The organism is Paenibacillus dendrobii, assembly GCF_009807035.1.
Classification (GTDB): domain Bacteria; phylum Bacillota; class Bacilli; order Paenibacillales; family Paenibacillaceae; genus Paenibacillus_AQ; species Paenibacillus_AQ dendrobii.
Genome location: NZ_WUBI01000001.1, coordinates 1,846,336 through 1,856,883 on the forward strand (window position 1 = coordinate 1,846,336; position 10,548 = coordinate 1,856,883).

13 protein-coding genes are annotated in these 10,548 nt (G+C 48.3%); 4 read left to right on the forward strand and 9 right to left on the reverse strand.

From position 1 onward, the window contains the following. Nucleotides 1–163: 163 nt before the first annotated feature. From GRF59_RS08030 to trhA, 8 genes are all read right to left on the reverse strand, one after another. On the reverse strand, nt 164–1,519 hold the full coding sequence (locus GRF59_RS08030; RefSeq protein WP_202128513.1) for a dipeptidase: 1,356 nt from the start codon (nt 1,517–1,519) through the stop codon (nt 164–166). A 48-nt stretch (nt 1,520–1,567) separates the two neighbouring features. After that, nucleotides 1,568–2,317, reverse strand: coding sequence for a tRNA (guanosine(37)-N1)-methyltransferase TrmD (trmD, locus tag GRF59_RS08035; protein WP_160498188.1), 750 nt, complete (start codon nt 2,315–2,317; stop codon nt 1,568–1,570). Between the two features lie 4 nt (nt 2,318–2,321). After that, nucleotides 2,322–2,840: a ribosome maturation factor RimM gene (gene rimM / locus GRF59_RS08040; RefSeq protein ID WP_160497069.1), complete on the reverse strand. Its 519-nt coding sequence runs from the start codon at nt 2,838–2,840 to the stop codon at nt 2,322–2,324. Nucleotides 2,841–3,132: 292 nt separating this feature from the next. Then, a complete protein-coding gene (locus tag GRF59_RS08045; protein ID WP_160497070.1) occupies nt 3,133–3,363 on the reverse strand; it encodes a KH domain-containing protein in 231 nt (76 codons plus the stop codon). 22 nt (nt 3,364–3,385) lie between these two features. After that, entirely contained in the window at nt 3,386–3,658 is a 273-nt protein-coding gene (gene rpsP, locus GRF59_RS08050) for a 30S ribosomal protein S16 (RefSeq protein ID WP_127599456.1), read from the reverse strand. Between the two features lie 62 nt (nt 3,659–3,720). Continuing rightward, complete coding sequence (gene ffh, locus GRF59_RS08055; protein WP_160497071.1) at nt 3,721–5,103, reverse strand: signal recognition particle protein; 1,383 nt, start codon at nt 5,101–5,103, stop codon at nt 3,721–3,723. A 24-nt stretch (nt 5,104–5,127) separates the two neighbouring features. Further along, nucleotides 5,128–5,484 carry a putative DNA-binding protein gene (locus GRF59_RS08060; RefSeq protein ID WP_160497072.1) on the reverse strand — a complete coding sequence of 119 codons (357 nt, stop codon included), beginning with the start codon at nt 5,482–5,484 and terminating at the stop codon, nt 5,128–5,130. Nucleotides 5,485–5,644: 160 nt separating this feature from the next. Then, nucleotides 5,645–6,292 carry a PAQR family membrane homeostasis protein TrhA gene (trhA, locus tag GRF59_RS08065; RefSeq protein WP_160498189.1) on the reverse strand — a complete coding sequence of 216 codons (648 nt, stop codon included), beginning with the start codon at nt 6,290–6,292 and terminating at the stop codon, nt 5,645–5,647. 308 nt (nt 6,293–6,600) lie between these two features. On the opposite strand from trhA, the gene GRF59_RS08070 reads away from it, so the two are divergent. Genes GRF59_RS08070 through GRF59_RS08085 form a run of 4 tightly spaced genes read left to right on the forward strand, consistent with a single transcriptional unit; the run spans nt 6,601 to nt 9,366 of the window. After that, the gene (locus GRF59_RS08070; RefSeq protein ID WP_160497073.1) at nt 6,601–7,620 is read left to right on the forward strand and encodes a glycosyltransferase; all 1,020 of its coding nucleotides are present in this window, start codon (nt 6,601–6,603) and stop codon (nt 7,618–7,620) included. A gap of 28 nt (nt 7,621–7,648) precedes the next feature. Continuing rightward, nucleotides 7,649–8,650 carry a polysaccharide pyruvyl transferase family protein gene (locus GRF59_RS08075; protein WP_160497074.1) on the forward strand — a complete coding sequence of 334 codons (1,002 nt, stop codon included), beginning with the start codon at nt 7,649–7,651 and terminating at the stop codon, nt 8,648–8,650. A gap of 38 nt (nt 8,651–8,688) precedes the next feature. Continuing rightward, nucleotides 8,689–9,111 carry a hypothetical protein gene (locus tag GRF59_RS08080; protein ID WP_160497075.1) on the forward strand — a complete coding sequence of 141 codons (423 nt, stop codon included), beginning with the start codon at nt 8,689–8,691 and terminating at the stop codon, nt 9,109–9,111. A gap of 51 nt (nt 9,112–9,162) precedes the next feature. After that, the gene (locus GRF59_RS08085) at nt 9,163–9,366 is read left to right on the forward strand and encodes a hypothetical protein (RefSeq protein WP_160497076.1); all 204 of its coding nucleotides are present in this window, start codon (nt 9,163–9,165) and stop codon (nt 9,364–9,366) included. A 176-nt stretch (nt 9,367–9,542) separates the two neighbouring features. On the opposite strand, the gene ftsY is transcribed toward GRF59_RS08085, so the two are convergent. After that, nucleotides 9,543–10,541, reverse strand: a complete 999-nt coding sequence (gene ftsY, locus GRF59_RS08090; RefSeq protein WP_160497077.1) for a signal recognition particle-docking protein FtsY — start codon at nt 10,539–10,541, stop codon at nt 9,543–9,545. Nucleotides 10,542–10,548 lie beyond the last annotated feature (7 nt).

Genomic DNA, 10,548 nt, shown 5'->3' on the forward strand with positions numbered 1-10,548 from the left:
ATTTCAGATAATATTAATCACAATAAAATTTTATTTCATCTAAGGAAATTATATTTTAAATCCTGGGCGGCATCAACCTTTTGCGAGAAATTAACAAAAAAAACAAACTGCCGGCTGCGAGGGAAATCCCCATGCAAGCCGGCAGTTCTATTGGCAAAGGATATTAAACTCTTCGAAGGAAATCCACGATCGTCAGCAGGCCTTGATCGAAGTTCTCCAGGTTGAAATGTTCATTTGGAGCATGGAGATTCTCATCCGGAAGTCCAAAGCCCATGCAAACTACAGGAGCCTCAAGGACGCGCGAGAAGGTCTCCACGATCGGAATCGAACCGCCGTCGCGGGTAAATACCGGGCGCGTGCCGTATACATGCTCATAGGCATCAGCAGCCTTTTGCAGAATCGGCGTAGATGGATCGATCGTAAACGGATTCCCTTTTTCCATCTGCACGACGGTTACCTTCGCACCGGTTGGTACATGGCTGTTGATGTGCTTTTCGATCTTGTCGAGAATATCCTGCGGATCCTGATGTCCAACCAGGCGGCAGGTAATTTTCGCGTGAGCTTCCTTCGGAATGACCGTTTTGCTGCCTTCCCCTTGGAAACCGCCGTACACGCCATTAAGCTCGAGGGTTGGACGTGCCCCGGTTCTTTCGACAAACGTGAATCCTTCTTCGCCGAACAGCGCGTCCAGTCCCAGATCTTGCTTCAGCTTGTTTTCATCAATGGACTGCTTTTTGAATTCTTCCCGGTCTTCCGGAGTCAATTCAAGCACGCCTTTATAGAAGCCTTCCACGCTGACGCGTCCATTCTCATCATGAAGGGAATTCAGCAGGCTGACCATTGCATGCAAGGCGTTCGGAACGCCTCCGCCGTAAGATCCCGAGTGCAGGTCAGTATTAGCCGTGTGCAGTGCAACTTCCAGCGAGCAAAGACCACGGAGACCGGTACAAATCGCAGGTCTTCCTTTTTCCAGCAGCGAGGTGTCGGAGATGAGGACCACATCAGACTTCAACATATCCTGATTGGCTTCAAGGAAGCCCGGCAGGTTCGGACTCGATACTTCTTCTTCACCCTCGATGCAGAACTTGATATTCACAGGCAGTTCCTTTTCCTGGGAAAGGATTGCTTCCACCGCTTTGATATGTAAGAACAGCTGGCCTTTGTCATCCGTTGCGCCTCTGGCAAACAATTTACCATCACGAATATCCGGCTCAAACGGAGGTGTCTTCCACAAATTGAGCGGATCGACAGGCTGTACGTCATAATGGCCATATACAAGAACTGTCGGCTTGCCTTCAGCATGCAGATAATCGGCATATACGATTGGATGTCCTTTGGTTTCGTGGATCTTGATATTTTCAAGCCCGGCGCGGGTCATCGTATCTGCAAGCCACTCGGCGGCCTTTTTCACATCCGGTTTGTGCTCGGATAGAGCCGATATGCTTGGAATCGATAACCATTCCTTCAATTCATTCAAATGCTTGTCTCGATTGTCTTGAAAATAAACTTTGTAATCCATAGGTATCCTCCTTAGTTGGTCATCATAGTTTGCAGCAGAAAATTCGGTTTAACTGCCGTCTTCCTGCTGCTCTTGTTTGAGTCGTTGAATAATCTTGAAGTCCTGATCCGTCAACACAGCCTTATCCAGCATATCCGGGCGACGCTGAAGCGTACGTTTTAAAGCCTGTTCCCGCCGCCACACCTCAATATTGGCATGATGTCCGCTCAGCAGAATATCAGGTACCTTAAAGCCTCTGAATTCGGCTGGCCGGGTATAATGCGGATACTCGAGCAGACCTGTGCTGAAGGAATCCGTAATGGCAGAGGATTCATTTCCTAGTACGCCAGGCAGCAGCCTTACTACAGAATCAATGGCAACCATTGCAGGCAGTTCGCCGCCCGTGAGCACATAGTCGCCGATCGACAGTTCATCCGTGACCAAATGTTCCCGAATCCGTTCATCGTACCCCTCATAATGCCCGCAGATGAAGATCAGATGCTCCTCCGACGAAAGCTCCTCCGCTTTCTGCTGTGTGAACGTCTCCCCTTGCGGACACATTAAAATGACTCTGGGCGCTGCGGAGCTCTGGGACAGCAAATCCTCCACGGCAGCAAAAATCGGATCCGGCTTCAGCACCATTCCGCCTCCGCCGCCGTAAGGGGTATCATCCACCGTACCATGTTTGTTACCCGAATAATCCCGGAAATTAACGGCATTCAGGCTTACAATGCCTTTTTCTTGAGCTTTTCCGAGTATACTCGAACGGAATACGCCATCCATCATTTCCGGGAACAGCGTCAGCACATCTACTTTCATCATGTTACAGCAGTCCTTCCATCAGATGCACCCGTACCTTCTTATCCTTCACGTTGACATCCAGCACGACATCATCAATATATGGAATAAGAATGCTTTTTCCATCGGACGACTTAACGACCCATACATCGTTTGCACCTGGTGTAAGAATTTCGGTAATCACGCCAAGGTCCTTATCTTCATCAGTCACGACATGGCAGCCGACAATCTGATGGAAATAATACTCGTCATCGGGCAATTCCACCAAGTCATCCTGAGTGACCTTCAACATACTTCCCTTAAACTTCTCCACCTCATTAATATGCTCATAACCTTCCAGCTTCACAATGTACATGTTCTTATGAAATCTGGATGATTGTACGGTTACAGGCAGCGGTGCCTTGCCATCTGCGGGCACAATCAGGAGCTCGCTATCCTTGGCGAAGCGGATCTCCGGAAAGTCCGTATGGGGCAACACCTTGATTTCCCCTTTAATTCCATGCGTATTTACAATCTTGCCTACGTTCATTAGTTGTTGCGGCATAGTTTCCTCCTGGCTCTTCATCGCTACTTGCGCAGCCCCTGCGGACTAGACAACAAAAACGCACACCCCATCATTGGCAGCGGCATTTATAAGATGCTCATCTATGAGACAGTATGATTCCTGTCTCTTCCTTTATATATAAAAAAAACGTCTGTCGACGTATAATCAGAGGTGATGGACCGCTGTTGACGGTAGTTTTTTTTGCGATTATAGAACGTCCTGCCTAAAGCGGAACATTCTATAATCTTCAAAAAAGGGCTAGGAAATACATCCTAACCCCCTCCGTATACCTTTAAGATATAATATCCACGGTTACGCGTTTATCCATTTTGACTGCTGCAGAAGTCACGACCGTGCGAAGCGCTTTGGCGATCCGTCCCTGCTTCCCGATAACCTTACCCACATCATCAGGATGTACGGTAAGCTCATAGACAACCAGGTGGTCTTTCTCCACCTTCTTCACGATCACATCTTCGGGATGATCCACTAAAGCCTTAGCAATAACTCCAACTAATTCTTCCATAGATAACCCTCACAATCAGTCATTATTTCTGTTGCTTAGACTCATGGAACTTCTTCATTACGCCCGCTTTGCTAAGCAAGTTGCGAACAGTGTCGGAAGCTTGTGCACCATTTTGGAGCCATGCAAGAGCTTTATCTTCATCGATTTTAACTTCAGCCGGTTGTTGAACCGGGTTGTAGTAACCGATTTCTTCGATAAAACGGCCGTCACGCGGGGAACGGGAATCCGATACCACGATACGGTAGAAAGGAGCTTTATGAGCACCCATGCGTTTCAGACGAATACGTACTGCCACGAAATTCACCTCCTTCAATAAAATAAGATTAATGATGGCTTACATGATATATTCCCAGGCTTTTAACGGAACGGGAATTTCATTCCGCCTTTGCCGGCTAATCCTTTAAGCTGCTTCAAGGCTTTGCCCTTGGGACCTTTCGGACCCATCATATCGGAAAATTGCTTCATCATCCGGCGCATTTCATCAAATTGCTTGATCAGTCGGTTAACCTCGGCCAACGAGGTACCGCTGCCTGTCGCAATCCGCTTGCGGCGGTTATGGTTGATGATGTCCGGGCTCTGTTTTTCCGTCTTGGTCATGGATTGAACAATGGCTTCAATCCGTCCCATTTGCTTCTCGTCAACCTTCAGGTCCTTCGTTTGCTTCAGCTTGCCCATGCCGGGAATCATATCCATAATCTGATCGATTGGCCCCAGCTTCTTAACCTGCTCCATTTGTTCCAGGAAATCATCGAACGTAAATTCCGCATTGCGCATTTTCCGTTCCATTTCCTTGGCTTTCTCGGTGTCGATATTAGACTGAGCCTTTTCAATCAAGGACAGCATATCGCCCATGCCGAGAATCCGCGAAGCCATCCGTTCCGGATGGAAAGGCTCAAGCGCATCGATCTTCTCGCCCAGAGCGGCGAATTTGATCGGGCAACCTGTTACAGCTTTGACGGACAATGCAGCACCGCCGCGGGTATCGCCATCGAGCTTGGTGAGCACGACGCCTGTCAGCTCAAGCTGTTTGTTAAAGGTATCCGCCACATTGACGGCATCCTGACCTGTCATCGCATCTACAACGAGGAGAACTTCATCGGGCTTAATCTCGCTGTGGATTTGCCGCAACTCTTCCATGAGCTCTTCATCGACATGAAGACGGCCTGCGGTATCGACAATCAGATAGTCATTTCCGTTCTCTTTCGCATGCTGCAAGCTCTGCTTGGCAATCTCAACCGGGCTTGTCTTGTCACCCAGCGAGAAGACGGGAACATTGATCTGCTCCCCCAGCACCTGCAGCTGCTTGATAGCTGCCGGACGGTAAATATCGCCTGCAACGAGCAGCGGACGGTGGTTTTGCTTCTGCAGCATCTTCGCCAGCTTACCGGAAGTTGTGGTCTTACCAGCGCCTTGCAGACCGACCATCATAATGACAGTTGGCGGCTTGTTCGCCTTAGACAGCTTCGCTTGGCTTCCGCCCATGAGCTCCGTGAGCTCCTTGTTAACGATATCGATGATCACCATGCCAGGCGTGAAGCTCTCCATCACATCCGTACCGATGGCTTTCTCCTTCACCTTGGCAACGAAATCCTTGACGACTTTAAAGTTAACGTCAGCTTCCAGGAGGGCAAGACGCACCTCGCGCATCGCCTCATTTACATCATCCTCGGATACCTTGCCTTTGCCGCGCAGCTTGCTGAACACATTCTGCAGCCTGCTAGTCAATCCTTCAAATGCCATGGATCGCCACCTCCTTCATTTGCTTTATTCCCATGCATCCAATTGATCCATAATTTCGTTTATATGAGACTTCTTATCGTGCTCCATTGCGCTGGAATTCACCAGCTCACGCAGCTTTTCCAGTCTCCGCGTACGCTGATCATGCTTTTTTAAAAGTCCGAGCTTCTCTTCATACTGCTCAAGCACCTGCTCGGCTCGTTTGATATGTTCGTATACCGCCTGTCGGCTGATCTCAAACTCGGCCGCGATCTCCCCAAGGGAAAAATCATCATGAAAGTAATATTTAAGGAACGTCTGCTGTTTCTCAGTGAGCAGTAGTTCATAAAAGTCGAATAACAAATTGATTCGATTCGTTTTCTCGAGTCTATTCTCCTGACTCATTCAGGGGCACTCCCTTCGTCAAGGAAAAACACTTTACACTTCTTTAACGTTCATTATCATACATAAAACAAAGAAAGATGTCAAGCATTTATCCTTGTCATCTTTCCATTGACTCTTCAAGTGTCGCATCCGGTTGTTTCGTCTTTGTGGAATCTAGTCTTTATGACCATGGAAGCAGATAAACCAGTACGGCGAAAAAGTGAACGACACTGCCTCCGAGGACGAACAGATGCCAGATCGCGTGATGATAAGGAAATCCCCGCCATACATAAAAAACGGTTCCCAGTGTGTATAGCAGTCCACCTACCGCGAGCAGTACGATCCCGCCCGTCGCGATGGAGGCCGTAAGCGGTCCCCAGGCAATAACAACCATCCAGCCCATCAGAAGATAGAAAATCGTGGACATGAATAGAAAGCGTTTTGTAAAAAAGGCTTTGAACACACATCCGAGAATAGCGATCCCCCATACGGTACCGAACAAGGACCAGCCCAGCGGACCGCGGATAGCAACCAGCATAAACGGTGTGTAGGTACCGGCAATATACAAGTAAATAGAGGAGTGGTCGAATATTTCAAACAAATCCTTAACCTTGCCCTCTTTAAAACTGTGAACCAGCGTGGAATTGAGGTATAGAATCAGCATCGTCGTTCCATATACCGAAAAGCTGACGATATGCCAGGCCGTCCCTTTCATTGTCGAGAAAACAATCAGAAGCACCAGCGCGGCTATGCTGAGCAATGCTCCAATTCCATGCGTAATGGCATTTGCCACTTCTTCTCTCCGGCTATAGGTATGCGTATTGGCCATGAATAATCCTCTCATTGTTTCTTTTCTTATCATTATACTCTTTCCTCCCCTTCCTTTTCCACTTCCGTAAATCCGGCTGCTCTGGGCTGTCTTGTGAAAGATCGAGGTCAGAATCTTTTATATAGGCTAATCACCAAATCTAGTAAAAGTGGTAACTATATCCAATCTAATCGAGCAGCAGAACATATATTGTTCATTGACTCACAAAATCCCCCCACAAAGTGACGCCTAACTTTGAAGTCTATCCGGATGCTTTGCGGGAACCCCTGAATTTATACTTTCTGATATGAGAAGGAGGTATGTACACGGTGGCAATCATAATCTACCCCAAAACGATGAACTGGACCTATATGAGGCAGCGACCGCAACAGCTTCTCACCCAACTGGGAGCTCAAGGGCATCAGGTTTTCTTCGAAAATCTGGCTCCGCTGGACCGTGAACTCGTGGAAGTCGAGCCTAATGTGTTCTTGTTCACCGATCATCATGCCTTCGTCAGACAAAAGCTTCGCCATCTGAGAAAATCGCAGCCCGTGATCGGTTGGACGACATGGGCCAAACAACGGACAAGGCTCTCTTCCTTGTATCGTCCGGATGCAGTGATTTATGACTGCTGCGATGAATTCCCCCAATGGGCGAAATATGAGCCGAAAATGGTGGATGCCGCAGACCATTTGGTATGCACAGCTGAAAATATCCGTACCCGGCTCTCGCTGGCCTATCCGGATAAACCGCTGACATTGATCCCAAACGGAGCTGACGAAGGATTCTTTAACATCCCTGCCGCAGAACGGCCGCGCGACCTGCCTCCTGGCAAGATCGTTGCTTATATCGGCGCATGGGCCTACTGGCTGGATCATGAACTGATGGCCAAAGCAGCCAAGGCTTATCCGGATGTTCAATTTGTATCCATTGGCGCAGCCTACGGCGACATTCCCGACTATACTCGTCTGTCCAACGTTCATATTCTAGGCGAAAAACCCCATCAGGAGCTGAAAAGCTATCTTAAGCACATTGATGTGGCTGTCATCCCTTTCCAATATCATCCCATTACTCTCGCTACAAATCCTGTTAAAGCTTATGAATATCTGGCAGCAGGTGTGCCTGTTTTATCGACCGCTTTGCCAGAATGTATCCGCATGGAGCCTCATCTCACGACTGCAACCTCTCACACCGACTTTATCCAAAAACTTGGCTACACGCTGTCCCGTCCGGATGATCCGGAAATGCGCGAAGCAAGAGTTGCCTTTGCCCGGCTCAATCGCTGGCAGGATCGCGGCGAGGCAGCACACAACGTCATTATGGAAGTTTTGAAACAAAAAGGTCTCTAATGCTCAGTAACAAAGGAGGAATGAATCCGTGAAAATCGCAGTATGCGGATATTACGGCATGGGCAACTTCGGAGATGATCTGTTCTTGCGGACATTACAGCAAATATTCGATGGCCATACCGTTTTTCCATGGAACGGATATATGAATCCTTCAGAAGTAGATAGAGTGATCGTGGGTGGCGGCGATTTAATCACTCCTTATTCCTTTAACTCCTACTACTTCCCGAAGGCACTTATCCATCATCCGCTCTGGGTTTATGGCGTCGGCATCGTCGATCAATATCCGGAAGAAACATGGCCGAAAGACCAGGTGGAGCTTTATAGGGAGTATATCGGCAAGGCCCAAAAAGCTATATTTCGAGACAAAAGATCGGCCGATATCGCAGCTAAAGCAAAGTTCCATCCACATGTCCAGCATGCCCAGGATATTGCTTTCGCTTATGAAGAACAGGATTATCCGGTACGCTCCTATTCAAATCGCCCTACGATTGGAATATGCGTCTTCTCCTATCCTTCCTTTCCGTTTGAAAATATGGTCAGACTTTCGCAGCATCTTCTGAAAAAGGGGTATCACCTGCTCTTTATCCCTGTCATTAATCACCCGACCAACATGTATTCCGATCTTTCCACATGCCAGAAGCTTATGGCACGAATCAAAGAAACCGATCGAAAGGCCTCGGCAGAGACGCTACCGATGCTGATGGAACTCGACCTCACCTATAACTATATCCAGCATGTGGACTATCTGATCACCTATAAGCTGCATCCCGCAATTGCCGCGCTTCGGGCAGGCAAACCGGTATTTGCCCTGAGCCGAATGAACAAAGTATGGAGCCTGCTTGAGTCCTTTGGCATGGAGAAATACTTTTGCGATTATCAGCTGCCTTACGAAACGATCAAAACGAAGGTTGATGAATTTTTACTACGTAGTGCTGCCGAAGTCAAACTGCAGGTTGCCTCGATCCGCTCAGCAGAGCTTGAGAGCTTGCGGCAGCTTACAGCACTAAAAAAAGAAATTGAGTCCTTTTAGAAAACAAACCATTGAGCAACAAAGGAGGCGATATGACGATGTGGTTTTTTTGGAAGAACAGTCATGTCTTTAAATTAATCCGAAACCTTGAACACCAGCTTCACCATCTGGAACACGAGATCCACCATCTGAAAAAACAGGTGAATCATGTTCAGGAAGAACTTCAGCAAGTGCATTTTCTTAAGGAACAGATCCACCAGCTTTCGAAAAAAGTCAAACAATTAGAGTCTCTCTATGATCTTGTGGAAAAACTCGAGGATCAGTTACTCACCGGATTGACGGAGAATCCCGAACTTGAGGCCTTCCTCAAGCTGAAAATCGGAATGAAGGTTCGGATTGAAACGGCGGGAACTTCATTGCAAGGAATCATTTTGGTTGTAGGCACGGATGCCGTGGAACTCCGTGAAGCAAACGGCGATCTGTTGATCATCCCGTTCAGCCATATCAACGCAGTCCAGTGACGCGAAAGTGTTCTGTTGTTATTACTTGTTGAAGAAGGAGGAGATACGATCATGAATTTCAAAGAACTGGTTCAAGGTTTTACCGGAGAAGAAGTTGAAGTCATGACATCCGGGGATCTGATCGTCGGGACGCTCATATCCGTTAATAAAGCTTCCCTGCTGATGAAAATCCCTCCGATCATGTACGGTCCGCCGGGAGATGTCGCCCTCATTCCGCTCCGTTCCATCGAATTCATCCGAATATTAACGGATTGATCCGGCATCGCAACAAAAAAAGCACTGCCGATAAGGCAGTGCTTTCTTTTTACATACACCGTTGGTTAGCGGGTATTCCCTGATCAGCAAGCGGTTCTAGTGAAATATGCGTACAAGTGACCGCATTCCGCCTTGGTTCAAAGCGCCTGCCCAACTCCCATAATGGCAACGATATATTAATTGGTTTCGGGTTCTTGTTCTTCTTCTTGAATCAGCCCGGCGAATAGCGCATGCACGAACTGCTGGGAATCAAACGGCTGCAGATCCTCCATTTTTTCACCAAGTCCCACAAATTTCACCGGTAGATTGAGCTCCTGACGGATCGCTACTACAATGCCGCCTTTAGCAGTACCGTCAAGCTTGGTAAGTACAAGACCGGTAACGCCGCTCTTCTCGCCGAATAGCTTGGCCTGATTAAGCGCATTTTGGCCCGTAGTCGCATCCAACACCATCAGCACTTCATGCGGCGCACCTGGAATTTCCCGCTGGATGACTCGGAAAATCTTATTCAGCTCTTCCATCAGGTTAGACTTATTCTGCAACCGTCCTGCCGTATCGCAAATCAGCACATCGGCCTGACGCTGCTTTGCGGCCTGAACGGCATCAAACATGACAGCGGCGGGATCGGATCCAGCATGCTGCTTAATCACCTCTACGCCTGCACGTTCACCCCATACCTCCAGCTGTTCGATGGCTCCCGCACGGAAGGTATCGCCTGCGGCGAGCAGAACCTTTTTCCCCTCCTGCTTGAAGCGGTGGGCCATTTTACCGATCGTCGTCGTTTTGCCGACGCCGTTAACCCCGACGAACAGAATCACGGTAATACCATCCGGGTTCATGCGAATGGCATTGTTATCATCACCGCGCAGAAGCTCCATCAGCTTTTGCGAGAGGATCGGCTGCAGCTCGGCTGCATCTTCGATCCGCTGCTTTTTCACCTCAGAACGCAGGTCATCAATCAGGTTCATGACTGTGTTGACACCCACATCGGCACCGATCAAAATTTCCTCAAGTTCCTCATAGAATTCCTCGTCGATTTTCTTGCGGCGGACCATCAGATCCGTTACTTTCTCGACAAATCCCTTGCGGGTTTTCTCCAGTCCGTCGCGGAACTTGCTCGTAACCGATTCCGTCTTGCTGGAAATGCTCTCTTTCAGCTTTTTAAAAAAGCTCATATGTCTC